Source organism: Achromobacter sp. ACM03, assembly GCF_014851665.1.
GTDB classification, from domain to species: Bacteria; Pseudomonadota; Gammaproteobacteria; order Burkholderiales; family Burkholderiaceae_B; genus Achromobacter; species Achromobacter aegrifaciens.
The window spans coordinates 1120601-1147172 of sequence record NZ_JACVAD010000001.1 but is presented as its reverse complement, the minus strand read 5'-3'; the positions used below and the strand labels follow the sequence as shown (position 1 = coordinate 1147172).

The 26572-nt window shown below is 63.0% G+C and carries 25 protein-coding genes; 14 read left to right on the top strand and 11 right to left on the bottom strand.

Going from position 1 to position 26572, the window contains the following annotated elements; genetic code table 11:
• The 3 genes from IB257_RS05215 (at position 1) to IB257_RS05205 (ending at position 2571) form a co-directional block, all read left to right on the top strand.
• Complete coding sequence (locus IB257_RS05215) at positions 1-612, top strand: LON peptidase substrate-binding domain-containing protein (protein WP_119451942.1); 612 nt, start codon at positions 1-3, stop codon at positions 610-612.
• 57 nt (positions 613-669) lie between these two features.
• On the top strand, positions 670-1509 hold the full coding sequence (locus IB257_RS05210; protein ID WP_054453784.1) for a hypothetical protein: 840 nt from the start codon (positions 670-672) through the stop codon (positions 1507-1509).
• Positions 1510-1929: 420 nt separating this feature from the next.
• A complete protein-coding gene (locus IB257_RS05205) occupies positions 1930-2571 on the top strand; it encodes a phospholipid-binding protein MlaC (RefSeq protein WP_054453786.1) in 642 nt (213 codons plus the stop codon).
• A gap of 33 nt (positions 2572-2604) precedes the next feature.
• On the opposite strand, the gene IB257_RS05200 is transcribed toward IB257_RS05205, so the two are convergent.
• The 8 genes from IB257_RS05200 to IB257_RS05165 form a co-directional block, all read right to left on the bottom strand.
• On the bottom strand, positions 2605-3834 hold the full coding sequence (locus tag IB257_RS05200) for a PepSY domain-containing protein (protein WP_225588740.1): 1230 nt from the start codon (positions 3832-3834) through the stop codon (positions 2605-2607).
• The gene (locus IB257_RS05195; protein ID WP_192491953.1) at positions 3834-6374 is read right to left on the bottom strand and encodes a TonB-dependent siderophore receptor; all 2541 of its coding nucleotides are present in this window, start codon (positions 6372-6374) and stop codon (positions 3834-3836) included. The genes IB257_RS05200 and IB257_RS05195 overlap by 1 nt, the downstream gene beginning before the upstream one ends.
• Before the next feature lie 101 nt (positions 6375-6475).
• Complete coding sequence (locus IB257_RS05190; protein WP_054453790.1) at positions 6476-7486, bottom strand: FecR domain-containing protein; 1011 nt, start codon at positions 7484-7486, stop codon at positions 6476-6478.
• A 4-nt stretch (positions 7487-7490) separates the two neighbouring features.
• Positions 7491-8003, bottom strand: a complete 513-nt coding sequence (locus tag IB257_RS05185) for a sigma-70 family RNA polymerase sigma factor (protein WP_054453792.1) — start codon at positions 8001-8003, stop codon at positions 7491-7493.
• 317 nt (positions 8004-8320) lie between these two features.
• Complete coding sequence (locus IB257_RS05180) at positions 8321-9376, bottom strand: RNA methyltransferase (RefSeq protein WP_192491952.1); 1056 nt, start codon at positions 9374-9376, stop codon at positions 8321-8323.
• 52 nt (positions 9377-9428) lie between these two features.
• The gene (locus IB257_RS05175; RefSeq protein ID WP_125473476.1) at positions 9429-9698 is read right to left on the bottom strand and encodes a hypothetical protein; all 270 of its coding nucleotides are present in this window, start codon (positions 9696-9698) and stop codon (positions 9429-9431) included.
• Between the two features lie 55 nt (positions 9699-9753).
• Positions 9754-10140: an Hsp20/alpha crystallin family protein gene (locus IB257_RS05170; RefSeq protein ID WP_125473475.1), complete on the bottom strand. Its 387-nt coding sequence runs from the start codon at positions 10138-10140 to the stop codon at positions 9754-9756.
• Positions 10141-10174: 34 nt separating this feature from the next.
• Positions 10175-10618: an Hsp20/alpha crystallin family protein gene (locus tag IB257_RS05165; protein ID WP_192491951.1), complete on the bottom strand. Its 444-nt coding sequence runs from the start codon at positions 10616-10618 to the stop codon at positions 10175-10177.
• Positions 10619-11014: 396 nt separating this feature from the next.
• Between IB257_RS05165 and IB257_RS05160 the strand changes: the two genes are divergently transcribed.
• From IB257_RS05160 to IB257_RS05145, 4 genes are all read left to right on the top strand, one after another.
• A complete protein-coding gene (locus IB257_RS05160; RefSeq protein ID WP_125473484.1) occupies positions 11015-11542 on the top strand; it encodes a sigma-70 family RNA polymerase sigma factor in 528 nt (175 codons plus the stop codon).
• A gap of 40 nt (positions 11543-11582) precedes the next feature.
• Positions 11583-12575 carry a FecR domain-containing protein gene (locus IB257_RS05155; RefSeq protein ID WP_370540088.1) on the top strand — a complete coding sequence of 331 codons (993 nt, stop codon included), beginning with the start codon at positions 11583-11585 and terminating at the stop codon, positions 12573-12575.
• Positions 12576-12706: 131 nt separating this feature from the next.
• A complete protein-coding gene (locus IB257_RS05150) occupies positions 12707-15187 on the top strand; it encodes a TonB-dependent receptor (RefSeq protein WP_192491950.1) in 2481 nt (826 codons plus the stop codon).
• 387 nt (positions 15188-15574) lie between these two features.
• Positions 15575-16321: a lysozyme inhibitor LprI family protein gene (locus IB257_RS05145; RefSeq protein WP_225588739.1), complete on the top strand. Its 747-nt coding sequence runs from the start codon at positions 15575-15577 to the stop codon at positions 16319-16321.
• Between the two features lie 526 nt (positions 16322-16847).
• On the opposite strand, the gene IB257_RS05140 is transcribed toward IB257_RS05145, so the two are convergent.
• Positions 16848-17138 (bottom strand): hypothetical protein, encoded by a 291-nt coding sequence (locus tag IB257_RS05140; protein ID WP_054453796.1) that lies wholly within the window; start codon positions 17136-17138, stop codon positions 16848-16850.
• Positions 17139-17274: 136 nt separating this feature from the next.
• On the opposite strand from IB257_RS05140, the gene IB257_RS05135 reads away from it, so the two are divergent.
• Positions 17275-17988 carry a phytanoyl-CoA dioxygenase family protein gene (locus tag IB257_RS05135; RefSeq protein ID WP_192491949.1) on the top strand — a complete coding sequence of 238 codons (714 nt, stop codon included), beginning with the start codon at positions 17275-17277 and terminating at the stop codon, positions 17986-17988.
• A 63-nt stretch (positions 17989-18051) separates the two neighbouring features.
• On the opposite strand, the gene IB257_RS05130 is transcribed toward IB257_RS05135, so the two are convergent.
• Positions 18052-18435, bottom strand: coding sequence for an I78 family peptidase inhibitor (locus IB257_RS05130; protein ID WP_054453798.1), 384 nt, complete (start codon positions 18433-18435; stop codon positions 18052-18054).
• Positions 18436-18624: 189 nt separating this feature from the next.
• Here IB257_RS05130 and IB257_RS05125 point away from each other — a divergent pair, with 189 nt between their 5' ends.
• The 6 genes from IB257_RS05125 (at position 18625) to IB257_RS05100 (ending at position 25653) form a co-directional block, all read left to right on the top strand.
• Complete coding sequence (locus tag IB257_RS05125) at positions 18625-19473, top strand: MurR/RpiR family transcriptional regulator (protein WP_082400960.1); 849 nt, start codon at positions 18625-18627, stop codon at positions 19471-19473.
• Between the two features lie 19 nt (positions 19474-19492).
• Positions 19493-20740 (top strand): diaminopropionate ammonia-lyase, encoded by a 1248-nt coding sequence (locus IB257_RS05120; protein ID WP_192491948.1) that lies wholly within the window; start codon positions 19493-19495, stop codon positions 20738-20740.
• Positions 20737-21993 carry a M20 family metallo-hydrolase gene (locus IB257_RS05115; protein WP_192491947.1) on the top strand — a complete coding sequence of 419 codons (1257 nt, stop codon included), beginning with the start codon at positions 20737-20739 and terminating at the stop codon, positions 21991-21993. The genes IB257_RS05120 and IB257_RS05115 overlap by 4 nt, the downstream gene beginning before the upstream one ends.
• A gap of 18 nt (positions 21994-22011) precedes the next feature.
• Entirely contained in the window at positions 22012-22965 is a 954-nt protein-coding gene (locus IB257_RS05110) for an N-carbamoyl-D-amino-acid hydrolase (RefSeq protein WP_125473186.1), read from the top strand.
• A gap of 147 nt (positions 22966-23112) precedes the next feature.
• Positions 23113-24444 (top strand): MFS transporter, encoded by a 1332-nt coding sequence (locus IB257_RS05105; protein WP_192491946.1) that lies wholly within the window; start codon positions 23113-23115, stop codon positions 24442-24444.
• 66 nt (positions 24445-24510) lie between these two features.
• Positions 24511-25653: a YgeY family selenium metabolism-linked hydrolase gene (locus IB257_RS05100; protein WP_192491945.1), complete on the top strand. Its 1143-nt coding sequence runs from the start codon at positions 24511-24513 to the stop codon at positions 25651-25653.
• Here the strand turns inward: IB257_RS05100 and IB257_RS05095 are convergent.
• Positions 25650-26555, bottom strand: a complete 906-nt coding sequence (locus tag IB257_RS05095; protein WP_192492149.1) for a LysR family transcriptional regulator — start codon at positions 26553-26555, stop codon at positions 25650-25652. The two genes, IB257_RS05100 and IB257_RS05095, sit on opposite strands and share 4 nt — an antisense overlap.
• Positions 26556-26572: the final 17 nt, after the last annotated feature.

Sequence of the window (26572 nt, the reverse complement as noted above, 5' to 3'; positions counted from 1 at the left end):
ATGTCTCTGATCCCGCTGTTTCCGCTATCCAACGCGCTGTTCCCCGCAGGCGTGCTGCACCTGCGCATCTTCGAGGTGCGCTACCTGGACATGATCCGCCGCTGCATCGCGGACGGCAGCGAATTCGGCGTGGTCGGCCTGTTGTCGGGCCAGGAGGTCCGCACCCCCGAAGGCACGGAGACCCTGGCCCCCGTCGGCACCATGGCGCGCATCGACGCCTGGGACGCGCCCATGCCGGCCCTGCTGGAGCTGCGCTGCGTCGGCACCAGCCGCTTCCGGCTGCTTTCCAGCGAGGTGGCAAAATACGGCCTTTGGATGGGCCAGGCCGAGCCCATCCCCGACGACCCGCCTGCACCCGTGCCGGCAGCCATGCAGCCCAGCGCCGACGCGCTGGGACGCCTGGTGGCCCAATGGCAGCAAGATGGCGTGTCCCCCGAAAGAATGCCCCTGGGCCCGCCGTTCCGGCTGGATGACAGCGGCTGGGTCGCCGACCGCTGGTGCGAACTGCTGCCCCTGCCGCCCGACGACAAGGCCGCCTTGCTCGCCATGACCGACCCGGTGGCGCGCCTGGCGGCGATCCAGGACGTGCTGCGGGGGCAGGGGCTGGCTTAGGAAAGATGCCAGGGCCTCGTATAGGTACCGGGCTGGGCGTAACCGTATTTGGACACCATGGAAATCAGGATAGACGAGGGCCTGCGCGCCTACATAGACCCCTTGACCGACGACGAGCGCGAGGCGCTGGAACGCAGCCTGCTCGCCGAAGGCTGCCGCGACGCCCTGGTGCTATGGGGCGACCTGCTGGTCGACGGCCACAACCGCCATGCCCTGTGCATGAAGCACGGCATCCCCTTCGAAACCCGCCAGAACACCTCCTTCAAATCCATCGAGGACGTGCACCTCTGGATGATCGAAAACCACCTGGGCCGGCGTAGCGTGTCGGATTTCCAGCGTGGGGTGCTGGCGCTGCGCAAGAAGGAAATCCTGCAGGCGCGCACGGCAGCTGCGCCCGCGCCCGACGATCCGCCCTGGGACGAAGACTCCGGCGAACCGCCGCCGCTGCCGGCCGCAGTCGTGTCGCAGGCGCTGAGCCGGCAGGCTCTGGCTCGGGCTGCGCGTATCAGCAGCAATACCTTGGGGCAGATCGAGAAGATACAGAAGGCTGCGGCGCCGGAATTGGTGCGGGCGGTCAAGGATGGGGCTATCTCGATTAACGCTGCGGCGGCGGTCGCGACGTTGCCGCCGGAGCGACAGGCTGCGGCCGTGGCTGGCGGCAGGAAGGAGTTGCAGCAGGCAGCCCGCGAAGTCCGCCAAGCCAAGGCCCCGCCGCCTCGGGAGGCTGTGCCGGATATTCCTATCGAGAATATTGCGGATTTGCCGGCCGAGGTGGCGCGGTTACGGGAGTTGCTGACTCGGCTGACGGATGAAAGGGATCAGTTGAAGAAGAAGGTGATGCATTTGACGGTGGCGTTGGCGGAGGCGAGGAATGCGTCGGGGGGAGGGGATGACTAAAGGCCTGGTTGGGAAAGGCTGAACGGCTTGCCAAGCGTGGGCTTTGCGTTGCTCAGCCTAAAGCCAGCTTCCGTCGTCGCTGTGATTAGTCGCGCCAGCCGCTAAGTCGGTTCGGCTTACGGTTGCGCCGCTGTATCGCCCGGAAGGATTGGATTGCTCCTTCCGGGCTAGTTACTTGCACAGCGATCACGAATAACCTATTCGTTAAAAAATGAATGAAGGGCGATCACGAGAAAGTGACGCTGGCACTTGACTACATCGCGGAGCGCGCGAAGTTGAAGGCTGACAGCGACGCTGCAAAACCCTGCCGGGATGCCGCAAACGCCAAACAGTCGCGTCCCACGACCCGCAGTTTTTTCATCGAGTACGGGCGTCTCGCGTAGGACGCTTGCATTCTCCACGGCTGATGGATGAAAAAAGATGCAAAACATGCTTCCGAAACTTCTGCTGCTGAGCTTTCTCTTGATGGGATCCTCTGGAAGTGCAACCGCGCAGCCCTCTCAGAAAACGGATGCCGATGCCAAGAAGGTTGCAGCGGCACTTCTAGCTACAGCGAGCCCGCAGAAGGAGACCAGGCAAGCGTTCGCTCAGCGTGTTGGCCCTACCTTCAAGCGCCTGGTAGCAACCGAGACCATGACGCGAGTTGTATTGGGACCAGCGTGGGGATCAATGTCAGCGTCAAGGCAGGCAGAAGCCGTCGATCTTTATAGCCGGTTCCTGATGAGGACCCTCCAAGGCGCCTTCGAAAACCCGTTGCCCTCGCAGTTTGAGTTGGAGGATGGGGAGAGGTTCCGAAGTAAGCCCGGCTCGGCTACTGTGTATCAGATCACCTGCCTCACGCTGAAAACAGCAGACTGCATTTACTATTCGGCGAAATCGAAGGCCAACGAGTTCACCATGGCGTTTCAACTTCTTTATATTGATGGTAGGTGGCAGGTGGTCGACATGCATGTGAGCGGGATGTCCGTTCAGCAGGTCTATCATTCGAATTTCAGTTCCATTATCAAGTCTGATTCGATCGAAAAGTTGCTGGAAGAGCTTCGCGCGCGAGTCGATAGCTGATCTGGCTGGTATTTCGCCGCTGACCATGGGCGCTCATGGTGAGGGGAGGGAATTTCCTTTGCGGAATTGCAGTCTGGCACCTTTTCCCCGCCGTTTGCGCACCCAGATCACCAATCCAGTCACGCTCAGCGTCGCAACAAAAATCCCCATGAACGAAATCAACACGCGCCCCGGCATGCCCAGTAGCCGGCCGGAGTGCAGCGGCAATTGCGCCTGCATGAACACATCGCCCCAGGTGCCTTGGCCCGGCACTCTTTCGCCGACGATCGTACCGGTGTCGCCGTCCAGGTAAAGCACGTTGTTCCCCATGCCGTTCTCATCCCGGTCGTCTTCCGGCGTGTAGAACGTCACGCCATAAATGCCGAAACGCTGCGCATAGAAAAGAGACCCGGCGGGGGCAGTCCAGCCTCGACGGCTGCCTTCGGCCTCGGCTACGGCGATAGCCTGCTCTCGACGCAGCAGCGGGTCGGTCAGTTCCCGCTCGCGACTGCCCTGGCGTGACTGAAATGGCGAGGGCGTGATCTGCGAGAAAACCGACACGAGCGGCTGCATCACTTGCGTTCCCAGGTTCAGCGACACCGAGGTCACGGCCAGCATCAGCAGCAGACCCCATACCCATACGCCACCCGAGCGATGCACGTCGAAATTGAGTTTGACGCCGCCCTGGCGCAGCCGGAAGCTCAGCGACTTGCGCCAGCTGCGCACATTGGGAAATGAGATACAGAGAGCCAGGAAACTGTCGATGATCCAGACCGCCGACACCACCCCCATCAGCCACACCCCGAATTCGATTCCCCAGCCTTTGGGGATGTGCAGGGTGTAGTGCAGCTTGTAGAGAAAGGGCAGCAAGTTCTCGCGCGACAGGGATATCTGGCCCCACTGCCGCTGCCCCTGGATCTGGCCGGTGGCAGGATCCACGGCCAATTGATTAAAGCCGAGGACGTAGGGCGCTGCGGTGGCGGGATCGATGCGCGCGGCGACACCCAGCATCGCAGTGTGGCCAGGCTCCAGCGTCAGCGGGACAAAGCTGACTCGCAGGCGCGGGTCAGCCGCCTCGACCCGGCGCGCCAACTCCAAGGGAGCTAGTGCGTTAGCTGTCGCACCGGAGGCGGCCACGTACAGGTTGGGGTTAGCCCACTCGTCGAGTTCGTGATTCCATGCGATCAACGCGCCGGTCAAGCCGGCGACGAACAGGAAACCCGCGATGAACAGGCCGCACCAGCGGTGCAGCAACACCATCGCGCCACGCATGCCGCCGCGCATCAGAATTGGTAGCGTGCCGACAGCGTCACACTGCGCGGCTCGCCATAGACATTGCTCGGAAAGCCCACATTGCCGGACAGCGCGTTGTAGTACTTCTTGTCAAAGACATTATTGATGTTGAGCTGTACATCCAGTTTCGGCGTCGCCTGCCAGCCCACTACCAGGTCGGCCAGGGTGTAGGCGTCCTGGCTGATACGGAAGGGAACGCCGCTCGTGGTGCCCTGGTTGTAAATGGAGCCCTGGCGGTAGACCGAGCCGCCGATGCGCCAGCCTTGCAAAGCGCCAGACAGCCGGTACATCGTCGACAGCTTGAACAGGTGTCGCGGCGTGTCGGTGTCGAACAGCTCGCCCACATTGTCGGGGTTCGCATCCTTGCGATAACGCGCAATGGCTACCGTGTAGCCCAGGCTCACTTGCCAGTTGGGGGTGATGGCGCCCTGCAATTCGAATTCCACGCCCTGGCTGCGTACTTCGCCAGCGGCTGAATAGCAGGCGACAGTCGGGTAACCGGCGCATTGGGTCTGATCGGTGCTGCGGAAGGCGCGGTTTTTCTGGTCCATGCGGAACAATGCTGCCGAGGCATTCAGCGCGCCATTGAAGTATTCGCCTTTGATACCGATCTCATAGTTTTGCCCGATCACCGGATCCAGCAGATTGTTGCTGGCGTCCATGTAATTCTGAGGCTTGAAGATGTCCGTGTAGCTGGCGTAGACGGAGTGCTGGTCGTTCAAGTCGTAGACGATGCCGGCGTACTTTGTCAGTTGGTTATTGATGCGGTATCGGTTATGCGCGTTGACGGATGGCGTATTGGCGGTAAAGCTGGGATACGTGTTGACGGTGTCGTTGTAGTCGAACCAGTCCAACCGTCCGCCCAGTATCAGTTTCAGCCGATCGGCCAGGTTCAGGCGGGTCGTGGCGTATAAGCTTTGCTGGGTGATGTCGGCGTCCATCCAGTCGCGCAGCGGGATATTGGGATTGGCGACGGCACTCGGATCGAAGTCGTAGAGATCGAGGTTGTCGTAGAGAACCACGCCTTGACGGCTGTTGCCGTCGAAATCGATGTTGCGGTAGCTGGCGCCCAGTACCAGTTCATGCGTGCGGCCAAGCAATTGAAAGGGACCGTTGGCATACAGGTCCACGCTGCTCTGCTTTTCCGTATGGGCGTTGCGCGCGCCTAGTTGGCGGTATTTTGCGGTGGTGAAGTTGTAATTGAGGTAATGGCCCAGCATGTCGACCTCGGCCTGCGCGTAGTAGGCCGAGAGATGCGTACGCCAGCCATTTTCGAATCGGTGGTCGAGTCCCACGAATGCCGAAGTGGTGTTCTTGTTCCAATGTTCCCAGTCATTGGCATATGAGGTGGATCGAGGCAGATCCAGATCGCTACCGTCGCGGGCCACGGGCAAGCCGGTAAAGCCATTGCCATGCAACCTGTTCTCTTGGTGCAACGCGCTGAGCGTGAGCGTGGTGGACGCAGTCAAGTCCTTTTCCAGGATCCCGTAAAACGTCTGGCCGCTGCTGTTTTCGCCACGCTTGTAGCTTCCGTAGTCCTGAGTGGCGATCACGGCGCGGCCGCGTAGACTGCCGTCCTCCGATAGCGGACCAGAGGCGTCCAGCTGGGCTCTATAGTGGTCCCAACTGCCGGCGCTCACGTCGGCGGATACCTGCGGCACATCGGTCGGCCGCTTGCGCACCAGATTGATCGCAGCCGACGGATTCCCTGCACCCTGCACCAGCCCGGTGGCGCCACGCACGATCTCCACGCGGTCATAAATAGCCATGTCGGTGGACAGCAGGTCCTGCGACAGGTTGGAGCTGTCCAGGCTCACGGGCAGACCGTCGAACATGATGTTGTCCACATACATGCCGCGCGCATAAAAGGAGGCGCGCTCCGGGCCGAAGCGCCGGTACGTCAGACCGGGGGCAGCCTGCACCACGTCGTTGATCGTCTGCAGGTTCTGATCCTTGATGCGTTCGTTGGTAATGACGGTGACCGACTGCGGTGTCTCGCGCATGGACAGGTTGAGCCGGGTGGCCGTGGCCATGCTGCTGGTGGTGTACGAGTCCGTGCCCTCGGTAGTGCCGTCCGCTACCGATGTTCCGGTTACTGTAACCATGGGCAGCGTGGCGGCGTCGGACGCAGCGGACGCAGCGGACGAGAGCGTCTCGTCGACTTGCAGCACGTACGCGCCATTGTCCAGTTGCACGGCCCGCAGGCCGCTGCCGGCAAGCAGAAGGCTCAGCGCGCCCGCGGCGGGATGGCGGCCGCTCACGCCGGCCGTGCGCTTGCCCTGGGTTTGCTCGGCGGTAAAGGTCAACATGATGTTGGCCGTGCTGGCCAACTGACGCAAAGCGGGCGCCAGCGGCCCGGCGGCAATCCTGAATTCGACCGCGGCGGTCCCTGCTGCGGGAGGCGCGGCGCCTTGCGCCAGCACGGCGGCCGGAACGCCGGCCGCGAGGGCGGCGGTCAGCGTCAGGGCGGCAAGCGCAGTAGACGATGGGTAAGGGCGCTCCGAATCGTGGGCGCGGTGCAGGTTCGGCATGTTCTTCCTCTGGATTGGACCTCCGAAAATCCCGGTCCTTCCTAGGTAGGTGCCGCGAACATGCCAATCGGGCAGTCAATTCGAAAAATTTTTTTCGGGCCTCAATCGGCCGGTACGATCGTCGCCCAGTAACGGGTGCGCCATTGCACGCGTACCGGCAGCACGCTGGGCAGCGTAGCCAGGATCCTGTCCGTGTCCGCCAATGGAAAGACACCCGAAAGCCGTAGATTCGCGATTTGCGGATCGACGCGCAGCACGCCCCGCCGATAGCGATCCAGTTCGGCAGCGAAGTCGCCCAGCCGCTGCTCGTCCGCCACCAACTGACCCCGCGCCCATGCATCCGTCTGCTCATTGATCGCGCGCGGCGCCCCAACAGCATCGCGGCTGAACTGGGTCTGCTGGCCGGCGTGCAGCACACTCGCGCCGGAGCCGGCGCGGGGAGAGACTTCCACAGCGCTTTCCAGAACCGCCACACTGGTCTGTCCAGCGCGCTGCCGTACAGTGAATCGTGTACCCAGCGAACGGATGCTGCCCTCGGCGGTCACTACCGAAAGTGGCCGCGGATCGGCCATCCCCGGCCCGTGGCGAGTCGCAACCATGATCTCGCCCGCCACCAGCAAGATTCGGCGCTGGTCCGCATCAAAGCGCACATTTGCCGCGCTATCCGTGTTCAGCGTCAGCCGGGTGCCGTCGTCCAGCGTGACTTCGCGTTGCTCACCCGTGTTGCTGCGGTAGTCGGCCGTGCGGGCCTGCCAGGTGTCAGTGCGCGAAGCGAGCAGCCCGGCGCTGGTGGCCATTCCCCCCCACAGGAGCATTCGGGTGACCCGCCGGCGGGCGGCGGAGGAGGGCTGATCGGTGGTGGCGTACGACGACAGGGCCGCGTAAGCCGGAGCACGCTCCAGTGATTTCATCCGGCCCGTGACAGATTCGACATGTTGCCAAGCGGCCTCATGATCGACATGTGCCTGGCGCCATTGGCGCCATTGGCGTTGCTGTTCATCGCCAGCCTCCCCGGACATCAGCAGCGTGAGCCAGTCCGCCGCAGCGTTCGCAGTGGCCCGGCTGATGACGCGGCCGCCAGGCAGGGTTAGCGTGTCTCTATGAGAGGCCATGAATTCAGGTCGCCAGCGCGAACATGCATTCGCGGTTGGCCCTGGTCAGATACTGCTTGACTGAACTGGTCGAAGTCCCCAACCGTTCGGCGATTTCGGCGTAGCTCAGTTCGACCAGGTGCGCCAACAGAAAGGCTTCTCGAACCTTGGGAGGCAGGCCATCGAGCACGCGGTCGATCTGCTGCAGGCTCTCGACGGCCATCAACTGTGCTTCCGGCGAGGGAGCGACTTCTTCCGGCAGGCAGGCGAGAGCCTCGAGATAAGCGGTTTCAAGCAACTGCCGGCGGTGGCGGTGTGCGAGGAGCCGCCGGGCAACCGTCGCCAGAAACGGACGCGGCTCCCGGATCTCGATAGCCGCGGTCTTGCGGTCCAGCAGGCTTAGAAAAGTGTCCTGCGCCAGGTCGGCTGCCGCGAAAGTGTCGCCGACGCGCTTGCGCAGCCAGCCCTGAAGCCACTTGCCGTGCTCGACATACAGTCCTGCCAAATCATCGGTTATGGGTAGATCCTGGGCTGGCATGAGGACGGAATGTCGAAGCAAACGAATCAAATGAGAATTGATCGCATTATACATAGACAGCTAATCAATTCGGCAACCCGGCCATCGGACGGGTGCGGAGGCTCGTTCCAAGCCGGCGGCTTCGCCACCCAGGGCTCGCGCGCGAACGCACGCAAATGGAGCGTCGCAAGGACCACGTTCTCTATTTTTTTGTCGCTATGGGGGGCCTGGCTGCACATTGCCGCTTTCGCGGCAAACTCGACAACGTAGAAGTCCGCGGCGGGCCGAGATCAATTTTCTCGAAAAGGTTGCCCACGCCAGCGGCGGATAGTCCTGAGCTAGGCTATTTCTGCCTTTGCACTGCGCTTTCTGCGCAATTCGACCACCTGCGCCGCGCCAACGGCCCGAGCGCGCAACTGCCCACAGCCCCCATCCACATCCTGCCCGGCGCTATTCCTGACCTTGGTCAGCACGCCACGGCTTTGCAGATTACGGACGATCTCGCGGATGCGCTCGGTATCGGGGCGCTGGTAATCATCCCCTTCGAGACTATTGAAGGGAATGACGTTGAGCACCCCATACTTGCCCTTCAGCAGGCGCACGACCGCATCGAGTTCATCGTCGCCGTCGTTGATGCCCTTGAGCAGCGTCCACTGATACTGGATCGGATAGTCGGTGTCGCGAGCGTATTTCTCGCCCAGTTCGATCAGTTCTTCCGGCGCAATTTTCGGTGCGCGCGGCAGCAGGTGCACGCGCAGTTCGGCCTTGGTTGTGTGCAGCGACAGCGCCAGCGCGGGCTTGACGCGTTGCTGCGGCAGGGCCTCGAATACGCGCAAGTCGCCCACGGTGGAGAACACCAGATTCTTGTGGCCGATATTGCCTTCGGTGCCGAGCAGGTCGATGGCTTCGAGCACGTTCTCGAGGTTATGCGCCGGTTCACCCATGCCCATGAAGACGACTTTCTTCACCGCGCGCTGACGCCGTGCCAGCACGACCTGGGCGAGGATTTCCATGCTCGTGACCTGGCGGATCAGGCCGCTCTTGCCGGTCATACAGAAGCGGCAGCCGACCGCGCAGCCGACCTGGGTGGAGACGCAGAGCCCGTCGCGCGGCAACAGCACGCTTTCCACCATCTGCCCGTCGGCGAGTTCGACTAGCAAGCGCGAGCCGTCGTTGCCGGCGTGTTCGGAGCGGACGCGGGCAAGGGCGTCCAGTTCCGCCGTCAAGGCGGGCACGGCGTCGCGTAGCGCGAGAGGCAGGAAGTGTTCGGCGCTCCGACGTCGCGTGCCGGTGTCGAGCGCTTGCCCTTGCAGCCAGACGCGCAGGATCCGGCCACGATGGACGGGCAGGGCGCCGAGAGCGGCGAGGCGGTTGTCGAAGTCGGAATAGCGCATGGGGGGCGGATTTTACCCTGCGCCTGGCGAGATCAGCCGCGACTGGCCTGCCCTACGGTCCGGGCAGATATTGATTGACCTTGCCGGAGTCGATCAGGAGCTTTAGATATGCGGTGCCGTCCCGAATAGCGCGTGCCGGTGTGTCTCGAGGCGCAAGCGGGCTGGGAATGGACCAATCGACCAGCACCAATGTCGAATATGTGACCTGGACCAGCGGGAGAAAGCCTTCGGGCAGCGTTCCGAACTGTTCCAGGCAGCGCAATGGCACGGCGCGGACCCCCAGGCGGAATCCCTTGTGCTCGGTCAGGATGACGTCGTTCATGGATTGGCCCTCCGATGCCGCGGCGGCGCTACGCCACCGCGGCATGCACTAAGACTCACGCCACAGTCACCGGGATCTGTCGCGGCTGCGCCTCACGGATGCGAGGAACTTGGAGGGTAAGCACGCCGTACTTCAAGCTGGCGGTGATGGCGTCCTTGTCAAACTCCGGCCCCAGCCTGAACGAACGGCGAAACAATGGCTCGCGCAACTCGCCGTGGACCAGTCGGACATCCGCGGGAACTGGCACCGACGCTTCTCCTTCGATGACCAGCATTTCCGATTCCACTTTGATATTGAGCCTGTCTTTCGTGACGCCGGGCAAATCGGCGAGGACGGTGACGCCGGTCGCGTTCTCGAAGATGTCGACCGCGGGCAGATTGGCGGGACGTTGCTCTTTCGAGCGGCCGTCCTGCTCGACAACGAACTCCTTGCGCTCATTCATGATCGTTTCTCCTGAGTAGTGTTCGAGGCTTGCGTCACTGGATTGCGATAAGACGCGGTTTAGACGACTCCTTCTTCTTGACGGATATCAGCAGGCAGCCGTCAACGTACCGCGCCTCGACGTTGTCAGGGTCGACATCAGCGGGAAGCTCGATAACGCGAGTGAAATCTCCCTCGGCACGCTCCCTGGCGTAGTAGCGGCCGTTTTCGGGGAGGGGCGGCATTTTCCGAGTGCCGCTGATCGTGAGCAGCCCCTTCTCCATGGAGACTTTCAAGGCGTCTGGTTCGACGCCGGGCACGAAGCTGACGACCATGGTGGCATCGTCGGAAACTGCGATGTTGACGGGCGGAAAACGTCCGCGCGGCATCGTTCGCAAGGTAGCCGGCAAACCCGCGCTACGAAAGATCTGGTCCATCTGCTGCTGGACCGCGTCAAAGAAAGACTCGACACTGCTGTCGCTGAAAGGGTAGTTAGCCATATTTACCTCCAGAGCGTTTTTCCGAAGGATCGAGACTCCGCTAAGTGACCGCCAGCGCGACCCGCACTCGATCGCTTCAATGCCGATATAGGATCCAATGATGCTGCTTCAAGGCCGAATTGCTTTGAATTTAATAATGGGCGTCTGTGAGGGCATAGATTTTTTATAGCCCCTGTTCGGTCCGACTCCTCCCTTTGTTATCCCGGCTCGGCGCGCAATGATTCCGGCCAGGAGCGGACGTCGGCTACAGAAGCGCTCCATGATGAAGGGTGCGGCTCCTCGCCTGTCAGGCATTTCCCAATGAGTTATCATTCGTCTCGATTTTTGGAAATGCGAATTAGTTTCGTTTACAACGCCTGGATGGAGAGGCCCCACCGCCGCGGGCCAAAATGGAAAATGAAGGCTGAAGGATACGGTGCGGCACCGTCCATGGATGTGATTTATTGCGATCACCACGAATGGCTCCAAGGATGGCTACGTCGCCGGCTGGGCAACGCGGCGGACGCTGCCGACCTGGCTCATGACGCCTTCCTGCGCCTACTCAGCAAGCCGGCCTCGCAAGGATTCAAGAGCTTTCCGGAAGCCCGCGGCTACTTGCGGGCCATGGCCAATGGCCTGTGCGCGGACTTCTGGCGACGACGTGAAGTCGAACAAGCCTGGCTGGACACGCTGGCCGCGCGCCCAGAATCATTCGAACCGTCTCCCGAACAGCGCTCCTTGGTCATCGAAACGCTGATGGAAATCGGCACGATGCTGAGCCGTTTACCGCACAAGGCCGCCACGGCCTTCGTCATGGCGCAGGTGGACGGCATGCCTTACCGCGACATCGCCCAAACCCTGGGGGTGTCAGAGCGCATGGTCCAGAAATACATCGCTCGGGGCATGTTGGAATGCGCCCTGATCGATGCCAAGCTGGGCAGGTGAACGGGTGGTGCCGTCTTCGCGGAATTCGCCTTCCGGCATTGTGACCCAGTCCCCGTCGGGCGGTGCAATGGAAGCGGATTTCAACAGCTTGCAACAGGCCGCCGACTGGTTTGCGTTGTTGCGCGCGGATAGCGTGACCGAGCGGGACAGGACAGCGTGGCAAACCTGGCTGCACGAGCGGGCCGAGCACGCGGCCGCGTGGCATCACATCGAAGCTGTCAGCCAGCGGTTCGAGCCGCTGCGCCTAGGAGGGGCCGAGGCGGCGCTGGCGGGAGCCGCCGTGGCGCGCAAGAGTGCGCTCAAGCGGCGCCAACTGCTGAGCAGCGGCGCCATCATGTTGGGCACGAGCGTGTTGGGCTGGCTGGGGTGGCGTCACACGATGCTGCCCGGCCTGGCGCTAACGTTTGCCGCCGATTATTCCACTGGCACCGGAGAACGGCGCGACCAGCTGCTGGCTGACGGATCAAGGGTCTGGCTTAACGCCCGCAGCGCCCTGGATGTGGATTATCGCGACGCCGCGCGCCGCTTGACGCTGCTGGCAGGAGAGATCCTGATCGAAACTGCGCCAGACCTTGCACACCGGCCGTTCTATGTCGAGTCCCGCTTTGGCCGCATGCAGGCGTTGGGCACGCGCTTTAGCGTGCGCCTGACTGAAAGCCAAGTCCAGCTGGACGTCTACGACGGCGAAGTGGCGGCACGCAACCCGGCCGGCGCGTCGGTGAATGTGGTGGCAGGCGGCCAAGCCCGCTTCAATGCCGAATCGATTCTGTCCACCGAGCAAGCCGATCCCGCCCGCGTAGCGTGGAGCCGGGGCGTCGTGCTGGCCGACAACCTGCCCTTGAAAACGCTCATCGACGAACTGGGTCGATACCGCCAGGGCTATCTGGGCGTGGCGCCGGAAGTCGCCGACATGCTCGTCATGGGGGTGTTCCCTGCCGACGACTCCGACCGCGCCCTAGCCATGCTGGAACGCAATCTCCCCGTGCGCGTGCAGCGGCCGCTGCCATGGTGGACGTCGATCGTCGCGCGCTGATCGCCAATTTTTTGAAAAGCAGTTCGGGTTTTTGAATCTCATCCGATTTACGGAATGAGAGAAGATCAGATCGACGTGTCGATCGCCTCCCTCTCGCTGTTCACCACCACGCCTTGAGGGATTTCCGTCTTATGCTTCGCCGCCGTACCCACCTCTGCGCCGACCGCGCATTCAAGCCCGTCCCGCATTTTGCGATCCGGCACGTGGCGCTCTCGCTGCACATGGCTGTTGCTGGCTTGATCGGCGGCGCTACGACCTGGGCGCCAATGGCGCACGCACAAGCCGCCGACGTCCGCAACTACGCCATCCCGGCCGGCCCCTTGACCGCCGCTGTCAACCAGCTGGCCGCGGACGCTGGCGTCTTTTTTACTGCACCCGGCACACTTACCCAAGGCAAGGCAACCGCCGGTCTGCAAGGCCGCTACAGCGTGCAGGCGGCCTTTCAGAAACTGCTCATGAGTACCGGCCTGGAAGCCGTGCGGCAGGCAGATGGCGCGTACACCTTGCGCCCCGCGAGCACGGACGCGAGCGCGGCGACGATTCTGGAGCCAGTCGCCATCTTCGGAAACTTCGATGCGCCCGTCAGCGAAGGCACGGGCAGCTATACCATGCCGGTCAGCAGCACCGCGACGAAGATGAATTTGTCGATCAAGGAAACGCCGCAATCGATCAGCATCATCACGCGACAACAGATCGAGGATCAGCAGCTCAACAGCATGACCGAAGTGCTGAACCAGACGCCGGGCATCACCATGTCCCAGGACGGCGGCGAGCGCTTCAACATCTATTCGCGCGGCAGCGCCATGGATACTTACCAGCTGGATGGCGTGACGACCACGCAAGTGAATCAGTCACGCACCATGCCCAGCACGTTGCTCGATATGGCGCTCTATGACCGCGTGGAAGTGGTGCGCGGCGCCACCGGCCTGATGACGGGCGCGGGCAGCCCGAGCGGCACCGTCAACCTGATCCGCAAGCGGCCCACCCATGAATTCCAGGCCTACGCGCAGGTGGGCGTGGGTTCGTGGGACATGTATCGCGCTGAAGCCGATGTATCGGGACCGCTGATCAGCAACGGCAAACTGCGTGGCCGGCTCGTGGCCGCCAAGCAGGACAATCACACATTCATGGATGCCTATACGCAAGACAAGGACGTGCTGTATGGCGTCGTGGAAGCCGACCTGACGGATTCCACGCTGCTGCGCTTTGGCATAGACCACCAGCAATACAAGGCGACGGGCGCACCGGGTGTTCCGTTGATCTTCACCAACGGCCAGCAGACGCACTTCACGCGCTCGACCAGTTCCGGCGCCCGCTGGATGTACGACGAATTCAAGACCACCAACTACACGGCGAACTTCGAGCAGGCGCTGGCGCATGACTGGCAGTTCAAGGTTGCCGCCAACTACATGGACGTGGACCGTTCCAATCTGAACGGATCGTATCGGGTGGGTTCCGGGCGATCCTTCCTGGACCAAGCCACGGGCAACGCTGGCATGCTGGCCTACCGGGCGGGTGCGACGCAAACCCAAACAGGTGTGGACGTTACGATCCAAGGCCCCTTTGAGCTGGGCGGACGAACGCATGAGTTCGTTGCGGGCTTCAACTTCCAGGACTACGAGAACAAGCACAAAGGCTGGGACGTGGGCGTGTCCACGGTCAATTTCTACACCTGGGGCAACAACATGGTCCGGCCAGGCGACACCGGCACTGTCGGCGAGATCTTCAACGTGAAATCGCGCCAGAGCGGCAGCTATGCGGCATTTCGTCTTAACCCCACCAATGACGTGCATCTGATCGTTGGCGCGAGGCGGTCCGACTACAACTACGACTACTACTACGAGAGCCCAACCGACAATTTTCTGCAAACGTACAACATGCGTGCTCGCGGCGAGATCACCCCCTACGCCGGCATCGTCTACGACCTGACGCCGGAACAATCGGTCTATGCAAGCTACACCGACATCTTCCAGCCACAATCATCCCAGGACCGCAACGGCAACGTCCTCGATCCCATCGTGGGCAAGAACTATGAGATGGGCTGGAAGGGGGAATTTCTGAACCGCCGCCTGAACACCAGCGTGGCTATATACCGGTCTCAGAAGGACAATGTGGCGGAGCTGGATGCGGGCCACACCGTGCCGGGGACGGATAACGCGGCCTATCGTGCGGCCAAAGGCGCTACGACTACGGGCATCGACCTGGAAGTGGCTGGTGAGATCCTGCCGGGCTGGAACATGCACGCGGGCTTCAGCCATGCCAAAAGCGAAGACGCGCAAGGTTCGCAGTTGCTGACCCAATTGCCGGTCAACACGCTGCGCCTGTGGACGACGTATCGGCTGGGCGGCGCCTGGAACGGACTGACGGTGGGCGGGGGCGTCGACTGGGCATCCAAGACCTCGTTGTATTTCAGCCGCTATGACAGCACGGTCCAGCAGGATGCTTACACGGTGGTGAACTTGATGGCGCGCTATCAGTTCAATAAGAAGCTGGCGGCAACATTGAACATCAACAACCTGTTCGACAAGACCTACTACCAGGGCATGGGCGGTAGCTATGGCCACTATGGATCGCCACGGTATGCTGCCGTGACGCTGCGCTACGACTTTTGATTCACGGGAGCGGCCGAAGTTATCGTATCGGCCGGCCAGCCTGCATCAGAGTGGCCTAATGCATTGGCTTTGGATACCGTTCATGGCCAGATGCCGTGAGCCGGTGTCCGGGCGGAGGGATCCGAAGCGCAGCCCCACCGGGGCGAGCATCGGAATCCCGCAGGCCGGGCGCCGGCGACTCAAGAACCCTACCTTGAATAAAGGTGTCAGACTACAAATACGCTAGCCAGATGCTGCAAAATTGTAGTCTGACACCTTTTTTCAGCGACAAGATTGCAAGACCAGAGATTTGCATTAGCTCGGTTAAGCTGATTTGGCGTGTCACGAGGGAGATGTGTTGTGCTGTACGCAAGACATCATCGACATACAACTTGAGAAGAAAGGATCATGACCCAGCCGCATTCAACACGCCCACCCGCTTACGCACTGAAGATGCTGTATGCACCTGCGATAAAGCTTCTCTTTACGTTGGGCCTTGCAACTTTATGGACTGGCTCCCAAGCTGCAAGTTTTGATTGCAACAAGGCCGTGAGCGCTACGGAAAGGTTGATCTGTAGCGATGCCGAGACATCCGCGCTGGATGGAAAATTGCATGGGGCCTATGAAACAGCACTAGCCGCAACCGATGCCTATGGCAAGAAAGAGTTGGCGAAAGAACAGCGCAACTGGATTAAATACGCTCGTGATATTTGTCAAGACAGCGCCTGCCTGCAGCAAACATACATAACTCGCATCGCCATGCTGGCTCGTAATGAGGAACATATTGCCAATGGCGAGGTGTACTCGGACTGCAAGCTGCCGGGCAACCAAACCGTTAGTGGCGAGTGCGTTAATGTGGTGTCGATTCGTGATCCCAACTCCCGTGTTGAATCGTTCAACCAATCGTTGTCGTATCAGAAGCAAAACGGCCGAATCATCGGTTGTAGCCGGCTGATTGACCTACCGGTTGGCGTCGCCGGGAGTAATCACAGTTTTGGCGGCTCCTGCGTATTGCAGGAAGGTACGCAGCGCAAGAACGTGAGGATCTGCAACGACGATATGTTCGGGCATTTCCAAGTAGAGCCGTCCACGCCACAGGATGCGTCAGACAAGCGCCTGGTCGACTTTACATACGCGCAATGCTATGGCGGTTGATGGTAAGCGCCCGGGCCTATCCGTGATTTTGTGTGCGAGGCATATCATGAGGCCTAAAGATCATGGATATGCCGATGAAGAAGAGGCGCACAGCGGCGGATCCGGCGGCTCTCGGCCAGAAGCCTCCTACAGCCAGGGTTCTTTAGCCGCCGAGGCTGCCCTGCGTCATTCCGATGCTCGCCCCGGCGGGGCTGCGCTTCGGATGACTCTGGAGTCCTCGGCTGGCAGTCGCCTAATGCATTGGCTTTGGATACCGTTCATGGGCAGATGTCGTGAGCCGGTGTCCGGGCGGAGGGATCCGAAGCGCAGCCCCACCGGGGCGAGCATCGGAATCCCGCAGGCCGGGCGCCGGCGACTCAAGAACCCTACCTCACAAAACTGAAGCGTTAGGGCTTCGAGAAAAGGTGTCAGCCTACAGTTCGCTACCTAAGAGCTGATCAAGAAAGACCACGGGAACGCAAGAGGTCGCGGGGGCGATCATCCGATAATCGGAGTGGAATCCGATCACCCCCCCCGTCGCAAGTGTTCAGGCGCTCAGAAAGCGCAAGACTTCGGCCCAATCGTTAGTCGACAGGGCGACGTCCTCGTAGTCGCCAGCTTCCTCGTCGTAGCGCGAAACGCAGAAGCGCTGGCTTCTGCCGGATTCGCGGTCGGCGTAGTTGGCGTAGTCGACATACACTTTCAGGCTGCGCTCCTCGTTCTCGAATGAGGGAGCGGCATCGATGTAGCTCGACGTATCGAAATACCCTTCGGGCAGGGGCGGCAGGGTGGCTATGTCGAAGTCGGGAAATTCGCGGCGTAGTCGTTCAAGGTTCATAAGGAAAGCAAGTAGAGGCTGGAGACCTGACATTTTACGTTGCTCAGTGTCAGTCGCCACGATGGCTCCCGAAATCGAGTTTGGAAATGACGTTTACGACCCTCTGGACAGAAGCCGTTCCACGAAAGTCTCGAACATGACAGGCAGAACTCTCAATCAATCAGAGCTCGACTTCTTCCATAGTGAAGGGTACTTGCGATTGAGCGGCGCACATTCCAAGCGCTGTCTTACGCAGCTTCGGGAGCGCATTCTGCGAGAGCTATCGCGGCTCAAGGTCTGGGCCGGCGGAAAAAGTCTGGGCAGTTCGCTGAACAATTTGGCGCCGTTTCAGCAGATCGCAAAGCTATCCTCGATGGTGAAGATTGCGGATCTGGATGAAACGCTGAACACGGCGGAAATTCGCAACGCAATCGCTGGCCTGACCGGCAGAGCCCCGCAACCCGGCCAAGGCACGCAGCCCTTGCTGTCTTTGCCTCATCAGGGGCCATGGTCTCTGCGCAGCCTGAACTGGCACGTTGACCTGGCTGCGAAATCCGGCGCCGAGGTCCCCGGCATCCAGGTGTTCTATCTGATCGACGACGTTATTGAGCACGGGGGCGCGACTTTGGCGCTGGCCCGTTCTCATCGCGTGGCGGGTGTAGCGGCTGGGAGGCTTCGTGGATCGTTGAAAACGCCGGGTGATCTCGAAGCTGTGCTCAGCGCATCCGACACCAAGATCATCGAGATGTCGGGACGGGCTGGCGATGTGTTTTTGATGGACATGCGCGTGCTGCACACCCCATCCGTCAATTCGTCCAGCCGTATCAGGATGATGGCCACGACTCGTTTCAGTCTGCGCGCAAGCGGATAGGAGCGGGGTCTGCCGGGGGTTGCGGACTCCACCGCTAGTCTTTCGCGCCAGCCAGACTTGCGATCAACCGCAGCGAATCGCAGTCATGACGTCCTTGTCATCCACGATCAAATTCAAGCGCGTGGCGTTGTACTCCATCGTGACCAGTTGGCCCGGGCGCAGCATGCGTGCGGTGGCGCTTCCGCTGCGGGTACGCAGGTCTTCCATGACGGAAGCAGTCGCTTTCTGGCCGATCTGGGATTGCAAGGCTGCGGCGTCGCAGGTCTTGCCGCCGCCCATGGACGACCCGCCGTATGAAGACCCGCCATAGCTGGTCCCCGCATCAGCGGAAGACGAGGTGCCGGAGGAGCTGGAGGCCGCCGGCGAGCTGGATGAGCGCGGGGCGCCGGTGTTGGCGCACGCGGTCAGGCTGGCGACCAGCAGGAAAGGGATCAGCTTTCGGATCATGTAACGCTCCTTACAACAACACGTCTGAAAAAAGCCATGATAGACCAGCGCGGGCGCGCTGTGACCTGGGCCGGGGCAGGGCTGCACGCGGCAGTCCTGACCCCAGGCGCGATGATCCAAATTTTGCATTGACACTAAAGTTTCATGAGAATATATTTCTGAAACCATAGTTTCATAGGCGGGATCATCATGACTTCGGTGTTGCAGGAGCGCATCCTCGCGCTGCAGGACAGCTTCACGGACAGCGAGCAGCGGTTGGCCAGCGTGACCCTGGAGTGCCTGGGCAATATCGCGGCCTATTCGGGCGCCGAGCTGGCGCAGAAGGCGGGCGTGTCCAAGGCGACGGCGGGGCGGTTTTTCCGGCGTCTGGGGTACGAGAACTTCAACGAAGTGCGGGCGCAGGCGCGCGATGAGGCCGACCGTGGGTCGCCGCTGTACGAGATGGCGGGCGTGCGTCCGCCGGACGCGACGGGGGATGCGCTGGCGGAGCATCTGGCCACCGATTTGCAGAACCTGGCGCAGACCTTCGAGCGCCTGGACAGCCGCGACGTGGAGCGGGCCATCGAACTGTTTGCCGGCGCTCGCCGTATCTGCATTGCGGGCTTTCGTAATGGACGGGTGCTGGCGCAGTACGCCTGGGCCTTGCTGACGCAGCTGCGCGACGGCGTTGCGCTGGTGCCGGGCGCGGGTTTGAACCTGGCCGAGGATCTGGCTGACCTGGGGCCTGACGACGTGTTGCTGGTGATGGATTTCCGGCGTCGCGTCACGCTGCTCAAGCCGATTGTCGAACATGCGAACCGGGTGGGCGCGAAGGTCGTGGTGCTGACCGATCCCACCGCCACCGAATTGCCCGCGCGTTCGGACCTGGTGTTGCGATGCGTGAACAGCGGCGCGGCCGTGTTCGATTCCTACGTCGCGGCCACCAGCGTCATCAATCATTTGTGCTCGGCCCTGGCCCGCAAGCTCGGGGCGGCCGCGCGCGAACGTCTGCAGAACATAGAACGCCTGCACGAACACTACGGCGACTTGCATCGCTGATTTCCAAGAGGAGACTGACTTGAACCATCCCATTCCGAACGTTCGGCTGCAGTACGCGCCCAATCCGGCCTTCGAACCCGCCGCGCCTTACGGCCAACGGCAGCTGGACGTGCTGGGCGGCCAGGCCTATGCGCAGGCGGAGGCGCAGATCCGGCGCTGGCCGGGCTATCAGCCTACGCCGTTGCGCGATCTGTCGGGTCTGGCCCATGCCGTAGGCGTGGCGGGCATCCGGTACAAGGACGAGGGCGGCCGCTTTGGGCTGGGCAGCTTCAAGGCCCTGGGCGGCGCCTATGCCGTCAGCCGCCAATTGCTGCGGGAATTGGCGGTCAAGCTGGGGCGCGACGATCTGTCGGTGGACGACTTGCTGTCCGGCCGCTACCGGGAGCTGACGCAGGCCATGACGGTGACCTGCGCGACGGACGGTAACCATGGCCGGTCGGTGGCCTGGGGCGCGCAACGCTTCGGTTGCCAGTGCGTGATCTACATCCACGCGACGGTCAGCGAAGGGCGCAAGCGGGCGATCGAGCAATACGGCGCGCAGGTCGTGCGCACGCCGGGGAACTACGACGACTCGGTGCGCCAGGCGGCGCAAGACGCGGCGCGGCTTGGGCGCTATGTGGTCTCGGATACTTCTTATCCCGGCTATATGGAGGTGCCCAAGGACGTGATGCAGGGATACGCAGTGATGGCCGACGAGGCACTGCGCCAGCTGCGCGAGGCGGGCGATGGCGAGCTGCCGACGCACGTGTTCCTGCAAGGCGGCGTGGGCGGGCTGGCGGCCGCGGTGTGCGCGCATTTCTGGGAGCAGCTGGGCGAGCGCCGTCCGCGTTTCATCGTGGTGGAGCCGGACAAGGCGGCCTGCCTGTACGAGAGCGCCCGCGCCGGCAAGCCGGTGGCGGTGCACGGCGATCTGGATACCGTGATGGCCGGGCTGGCCTGCGGTGAAGTATCGCTGCTGGCGTGGGAGGTGCTGCATCCCGGCGCGCAGGCTTTCCTGACGGTTGACGACGAGGCGGCGCTGGAAACGGTGCGTTTGCTGGCAAGCGGCACGTATGGCGATGCGCCCATCGTCGCCGGCGAGTCGGCCGTGGCGGGACTGACCGGCTGCCTGGCGGCGCTGGCCGATCCGGCGGTACGCGATGCGCTGGGCCTGGACGCTGGCAGCCGTGTGCTGGTGTTCGGCAGCGAAGGGGCGACCGACCCGGAACTGTATCAACGCATCGTCGGCAAGAGCGCTGCCGAGGTCGAAGCCGAGGCCATGGCATGACTGGCGCCGCGCTTGAGGCAGGCCGGCAGGCCGTGCGGGTCGACGGCGCCCGGTTGTTGCGCCGCATTGCGGACCTGGCGCAGGTCGGCGCCATCGAGGGCGGCGGCGTTTGCCGCCTGGCGCTGACGGACGCCGACCGGCAGGGACGCGATCTGGTGGTGCGGTGGATGCGCGAACTGGGCCTGGCCGTGACGGTGGACGGCATCGGCAATGTGGTGGGCCTGCGGGCCGGGCGCAAGGCCGGTCCGCCCGTGATGACGGGGTCGCACATCGACACGGTGCGCACCGGCGGCCGCTATGACGGCAACCTGGGGGTGCTGGCCGGGCTGGAAGTGGTCGCGGCCTTGAACGACGCAGGCGTGGTCACTGAAAGACCGATGGCGGTGGCGTTCTTCACCAACGAGGAAGGCGCGCGCTTTGCGCCCGACATGATGGGCAGCCTGGTGTTCCAGGGTGACCTGGCCTTGGAGGATGCGCTGGCCACGGTCGGCATAGACGGCACTACGGTGGGCGAGAACCTGGCCCGCATCGGCTATGCCGGGACGGCCCCGGTAGGCAATAACCAGGTGCACGCCTTTGTCGAACTGCATGTGGAACAGGGACCGGTGCTGGAGCACGAGGGCTACACCATCGGCGCGGTGACGGGCGTGCAGGGCATCCACTGGATCGAGTTCACCGTGCGCGGCGTGTCCAACCATGCCGGCACCACGCCGATGGGGTTGCGCCATGACGCCGGCATCGTGGCGGCGCGCATCGCGTGCTTTGCGCGGGATCTGACCGTCGAGTTGGGGGCGGGCCAGTTGGCGACCGTGGGGCAGGTGAATCTGTTTCCCAACCTGATCAATGTCATTCCCAACCGCGCGACCTTCACGCTGGACCTGCGCAACACCGACGGTGCGGCCTTGCAGGAGGCGATTGCGCGCTGCATGACGTACGCGGCGCAGGCTGCGGCGGCTGAGGGGGTGGAACTGAGCCATCGGGTGCTGGCCGATTTCGCGCCGGTGGCGTTCGACGAGGCCATCGTCGGCCGGGTCGAGGACATCGCGCGCAGCCGCGGGCACCGCGTGCGGCGGCTGCCCAGCGGCGCCGGACACGATGCCCAGATGCTGGCGCGCATGTGCCCTACGGGCATGGTGTTCGTGCCCAGCGTGGGCGGGCTGTCGCACAACGTCGCTGAATTCACGCAGGACCAGGATATCGAGGCGGGCGCCGGCGTGTTGCTGGAACTGATGCTCGAACTCGCAGAACAATGAAACCGTAGGAGACTGAACATGTCACGCATCATCAATGTCGCGGCCGCGCAGCTGGGGCCGATCCAGCGCAGCGACTCGCGTCGCGACGTCGTCGAGCGCCTGCTCGCGCATCTGCGCCAGGCCCATGCCATGGGTTGCCAACTGGTGGTTTTTCCGGAGCTGGCGCTGACGACTTTCTTCCCGCGCTGGTACATGGAAGATCCGGCCGAGATCGACGCGTTCTATGAAAGCGAGATGCCGGGTCCGCAGACCCGGGTACTGTTCGAGACCGCGCGCAAGCTGGGCATAGGCTTTTACCTGGGCTATGCGGAGCTGGCGGTGGAGCAGGGCGTCAAGCGCCGCTTCAACACGTCGATCCTGGTGAACCAGAACGGCGAAATCATCGGCAAGTACCGCAAGGTGCATTTGCCCGGGCATGCCGAACACGAGCCATGGCGCGCTTTCCAGCATCTGGAGAAGCACTATTTCGAGCCGGGTGCATCGTTCGATGTCTGGCGCGGCTTTGGCGGCGTGATGGGCATGGCCTTGTGCAACGACCGTCGCTGGTCCGAGACCTATCGGGTCATGGGCTTGCAAGGCGCGGAAATGATCCTGCTCGGCTACAACACGCCGGTGCACAACCCGCCGGCGCCCGAGCATGACGACCTGTCCATGTTCCACAACCATCTGGTGATGCAGGCGGGCGCCTATCAGAACGGCACCTGGGTGGTGGGCGTGGCCAAGGCCGGCAAGGAAGAGGGCTGCGAGATGATCGGCGGCAGCTGCATCATCGCGCCGTCGGGCGAGATCGTTGCCGCCTGCTCGACCAAGGGCGATGAGCTGGCGATCGCGCGCTGCGACCTGGACCTGTGCCTGTCCTACAAGAGCACGACTTTCAATTTCGACCGCCACCGGCGTCCCGAGGCTTACGGCCTGATCACGGAACGCAGAGGCGCGGTGGAACCTGCGCCGGAGGTGGCGGTAACCGCCTGACCTGCGGCGCGGCCAGCGCGGACTGTCGATAGACCGTCCGCATAACCGGCCCGGACGTTCCCTTCCCATAAAAAACAGCATGCGGGCGCCCCGAGCGCCTGCAGGGGAACGTTCGGCCTAAAAAAATACAGACCCCAAGGTGAAAATATGGACCAGTCAGTCGAGAGCATTGCGGCGCCTCCGGTTGCCGCAGACAAGGATCCCCTGGCGGCGCGGGATGATGCGCTGTATCGGAAGGTGGCGTGGCGGCTGCTGCCGTTCTTGATGGTGTGCTACATCGCGGCGTTCCTGGACCGGGTGAACGTCGGCTTTGCCAAGTTGCAGATGCTGGATGACCTGAAGTTCAGCGAAACGGTGTACGGCCTGGGCGCGGGCATTTTCTTCATCGGCTATTTCCTGTTCGAGGTGCCGAGCAATGTGCTGATGCACCGCATCGGCGCGAAGAAGACGCTGGCGCGCATCATGATCCTGTGGGGCATCATCTCGGCCGCCATGGCCCTGACGCAGACGCCGACGCAGTTCTACATCCTGCGCTTCCTGCTGGGGGCGGCCGAGGCCGGGTTCTATCCCGGGATCATCCTGTACCTGACCTATTGGTTTCCGTCGAACCGGCGCGGCCAGATCGTGGCGGTGTTCATGACGGCGGTGCCGTTCGCGGGCATCCTGGGCGGGCCGCTGTCGGGCTGGGTGATGGAGGCTTTCCATGACACGCACGGCATGGCCGGCTGGCAGTGGATGTTCATCATCGAGGCCATCCCTTCGGTGCTGCTGGGCCTGGCGGTGTTCTGGTACCTGGATGACCGCATCGACGACGCGCGCTGGCTGTCGCCTTCGGAGAAGTCGCGGCTGGGCCAGAACCTGCAGAGCGAGAAGACCGCCAAGACCGAACACGTATCGATGCTGACCTTGCTCAAGGACCGGCGCGTCGTGCATATGGCGCTGATCTGCTATTGCACGGTATCCAGCCTGTCGGGCCTGGCGTTCTGGATTCCGTCGGTGATCCGTTCGACCGGCGTGGTGTCGCTGCTGGACATCGGCCTGCTGACGGCGGTGCCGAACGTCTGCGCGGTGATCTCGATGGTGCTGGTGTGCCGCCATTCGGATGCAGTGCGCGAGCGCCGCTGGCACATGATCGTGCCGTTTCTGGTGGGCGGGACGGGCTTGGCGCTGAGCACGCTGTTCAGCCATAACCCGGTGCTGGCCGTGGCCATGCTGTCGGTGGCGGCCGCCGGCTGCATGGTGTGCTCGCCCTTGTTCTGGAGCCTGCCGACGGCGTTCCTGGAAGGCAAGAGCGCCGCGGCGGGCATCGCCGGGATCAATTCCTTCGCCGGCTTGGCGGCCTTTGTCAGCCCCTATGCGATCGGCTGGATCAAGGATCTGACCGGTTCGACGGATTGGGGCATGTACTTCCTGGCCAGCTTCACGCTGATCGGGGCGGTGCTGGTGTACCGCGTGCCGAAGAGCCTGGTCAACCGGTAGGCCCGGTAGGCGGCTTCTCTACATCGGCGGGCGCGCCGCGCCCGCCACTTTCAGACAGGAATGATGATGACTCTGGACGTAGTTGCGTTGACCCAGGCGATGGTGCGCATTCCCAGCCTTTCCGGCAAGGAAGGCGAGATGGCGGCGCTGATGGCCGCGACCATGCGCGAGGCGGGGTTCAGTTCGGTCACGACCGATGGCAATGGCTCGGTGCTGGGGCTGATCGGCCCCGAGGATGCGGACGTGGCCTTGTTGTTCGACGGGCACATGGACGTGGTGCCGGTGGCGGGCGACTGGCGCTTCGATCCGTTCGGCGCCGAAATCCGGGATGGGCGGCTGTATGGGCGCGGCAGCACCGACATGAAGGGCGGCATTGCCGCGGCGATTTGCGGCGTGGCGGAGGCGGCGCGGGATGGCTTGAAGCACCGCGTGGCGGTGTCGGCCAGCGTGCTGGAGGAAGTCATCGAAGGGCATGCGCTGGCTTCGGTGCTGGACCTCTGCACGCCGCAGGCGGTGGTCATCTGCGAGCCGTCAAAGTTGCAGATCAAGGCAGGCCAGAAGGGGCGGGTGGAACTGCTGCTGACCTTCCACGGCAAGCCGGCGCACGCTGCGACGCCGCATATCGGTGTCAATCCCCTGCATGCGGCGGCCCGGGCGCTGGCCGCGCTGGAGAGCCTGCCGCTGCCGCACGACGAGGTGCTGGGCCAGGCGCTGCTGGTGCCGACGGACATCGTGTCGCATCCCTATCCGTCGATCTCCATGATTCCGATCTCGACGACGATACGCTTTGACCGGCGCACCGTGTCGGGCGAACGCCCGGAGGATGTACTGGCGCAGATCCGCGGGCATCTGGCGGCGCACGGCCTGTCCGACTTCACCTTGCGGGTCAGCGAGGATCAAGTGGCGACCTATACCGGCCAGCACGCCACGCCGCCGCGCTGGTTGCCGGGTTGGCGTTGCGACGCGCAGGCCGGCTTGTTGCAGGCTGCGCGCGCGGCGGTCAGCGCCAGCGGCCGGGACCCGGTGGTGGGCAGTTGGGCGTTCTGCACCAACGGCTCGGAATCGGCCGGACGCCGCGGCATTCCGACGATAGGGTTGGGGCCGGGCAACGAAGAGGACGCCCACACGATCGACGAATCCATCGCGCTGGAGCAGCTGGAAGGCGCGCGCGATATCTACCGGAATCTGGTGCGCGCCGTCTGCGGCTAAGGTGTTTGCATGCCGGGCAGGCTGGCCAGCCGGTCATTCAGGAAGTCGATCAGCAGCCGCGCCCGCAACGACTGGTAGCGGCGCGACGGATAGATGAGGAAGGCCTCTTGCGGCGTGGCGCTCCATTTGGGCAGCACGCGCAGCAGTTCGCCGCTGGCGATCAGGTCCTGCACCAGCCACGCGGGGCATAGGCCGATGCCGGCGCCCATGGCCAGGCTTTCGCGGATGGCCAGGGCGTTGTTGACGCGAAAGCGCCCCTGGGTCTGGACGGTGGCTAGGGTCGCGCCCTGGTGCAGTTCCAGGGTGTCGCCGGCAGCCAGCCAGGCAAAGCGCACGTATTCGTGCGCGGCCAGATCGCGGGGCGCGCGGGGCTTGCCGCGCTGCGCCAGGTAGGAGGGGGCGGCCACCAGGTAGCGCGGCGATAAGGCTGTCTTGCGGGCGATGGCGTTGGGCGGCAGATTGCCGCCCAGCCGCAGCGCCACGTCCACGCCTTCTTCCACCAGGTCCACGAACCGGTCGTTCAGGATCAGTTCGACCTGGATGTCGGGGTATTCGTCCAGGAATTCGCGGACCAGCGCGTTCAGGCGGAACTGGCCCAGCGCCACGGGCGCGTTGATGCGCAGGAAGCCGGCGGGCTTTTCGGTCTGGCCGCGGGCGTCGGCGACGGCTTCGGAGTATTCCTCCAGCACCCGCGTGGCGCGTTCGTAGAAGCGCTTGCCTTGTTCGGTGGGCACGACGCGGGTGGTGCTGCGTTCCAGCAGCCGCACGTTCAGGTCCTTTTCCAGCGCGGCGACGATCTTGCTCAGGGCGGGCTGGCTTAGGGCCTGTTCGCGGGCGACGGCGGACAAGGTGCCCAGCTCCACGGCGCGGACGAAGGCCCGCATTGCGCGCAGGGTGTCCAAGGTCATTCCTTTTTGGA

Bases quoted from the DNA above. Each gene is read 5' to 3' on its own strand.
- IB257_RS05125 (WP_082400960.1), top strand. From the start codon at position 18,625: ATGACTTCGGTGTTGCAGGAGCGCATCCTCGCGCTGCAGGACAGCTTC.
- IB257_RS05110 (WP_125473186.1), top strand. From the start codon at position 22,012: ATGTCACGCATCATCAATGTCGCGGCCGCGCAGCTGGGGCCGATCCAG.
- IB257_RS05165 (WP_192491951.1), bottom strand. From the start codon at position 10,618: ATGGCTAACTACCCTTTCAGCGACAGCAGTGTCGAGTCTTTCTTTGAC.
- IB257_RS05100 (WP_192491945.1), top strand. From the start codon at position 24,511: ATGACTCTGGACGTAGTTGCGTTGACCCAGGCGATGGTGCGCATTCCC.
- IB257_RS05205 (WP_054453786.1), top strand. From the start codon at position 1,930: ATGCAAAACATGCTTCCGAAACTTCTGCTGCTGAGCTTTCTCTTGATG.
- IB257_RS05140 (WP_054453796.1), bottom strand. From the start codon at position 17,138: ATGAACCTTGAACGACTACGCCGCGAATTTCCCGACTTCGACATAGCC.
- IB257_RS05150 (WP_192491950.1), top strand. From the start codon at position 12,707: ATGCTTCGCCGCCGTACCCACCTCTGCGCCGACCGCGCATTCAAGCCC.
- IB257_RS05200 (WP_225588740.1), bottom strand. From the start codon at position 3,834: ATGCGCGGCGGCATGCGTGGCGCGATGGTGTTGCTGCACCGCTGGTGC.
- IB257_RS05115 (WP_192491947.1), top strand. From the start codon at position 20,737: ATGACTGGCGCCGCGCTTGAGGCAGGCCGGCAGGCCGTGCGGGTCGAC.
- IB257_RS05195 (WP_192491953.1), bottom strand. From the start codon at position 6,374: ATGCCGAACCTGCACCGCGCCCACGATTCGGAGCGCCCTTACCCATCG.
- IB257_RS05215 (WP_119451942.1), top strand. From the start codon at position 1: ATGTCTCTGATCCCGCTGTTTCCGCTATCCAACGCGCTGTTCCCCGCA.
- IB257_RS05185 (WP_054453792.1), bottom strand. From the start codon at position 8,003: ATGCCAGCCCAGGATCTACCCATAACCGATGATTTGGCAGGACTGTAT.
- IB257_RS05145 (WP_225588739.1), top strand. From the start codon at position 15,575: ATGACCCAGCCGCATTCAACACGCCCACCCGCTTACGCACTGAAGATG.
- IB257_RS05190 (WP_054453790.1), bottom strand. From the start codon at position 7,486: ATGGCCTCTCATAGAGACACGCTAACCCTGCCTGGCGGCCGCGTCATC.
- IB257_RS05160 (WP_125473484.1), top strand. From the start codon at position 11,015: ATGAAGGCTGAAGGATACGGTGCGGCACCGTCCATGGATGTGATTTAT.
- IB257_RS05210 (WP_054453784.1), top strand. From the start codon at position 670: ATGGAAATCAGGATAGACGAGGGCCTGCGCGCCTACATAGACCCCTTG.
- IB257_RS05130 (WP_054453798.1), bottom strand. From the start codon at position 18,435: ATGATCCGAAAGCTGATCCCTTTCCTGCTGGTCGCCAGCCTGACCGCG.
- IB257_RS05105 (WP_192491946.1), top strand. From the start codon at position 23,113: ATGGACCAGTCAGTCGAGAGCATTGCGGCGCCTCCGGTTGCCGCAGAC.
- IB257_RS05135 (WP_192491949.1), top strand. From the start codon at position 17,275: ATGACAGGCAGAACTCTCAATCAATCAGAGCTCGACTTCTTCCATAGT.
- IB257_RS05180 (WP_192491952.1), bottom strand. From the start codon at position 9,376: ATGCGCTATTCCGACTTCGACAACCGCCTCGCCGCTCTCGGCGCCCTG.
- IB257_RS05170 (WP_125473475.1), bottom strand. From the start codon at position 10,140: ATGAATGAGCGCAAGGAGTTCGTTGTCGAGCAGGACGGCCGCTCGAAA.
- IB257_RS05175 (WP_125473476.1), bottom strand. From the start codon at position 9,698: ATGAACGACGTCATCCTGACCGAGCACAAGGGATTCCGCCTGGGGGTC.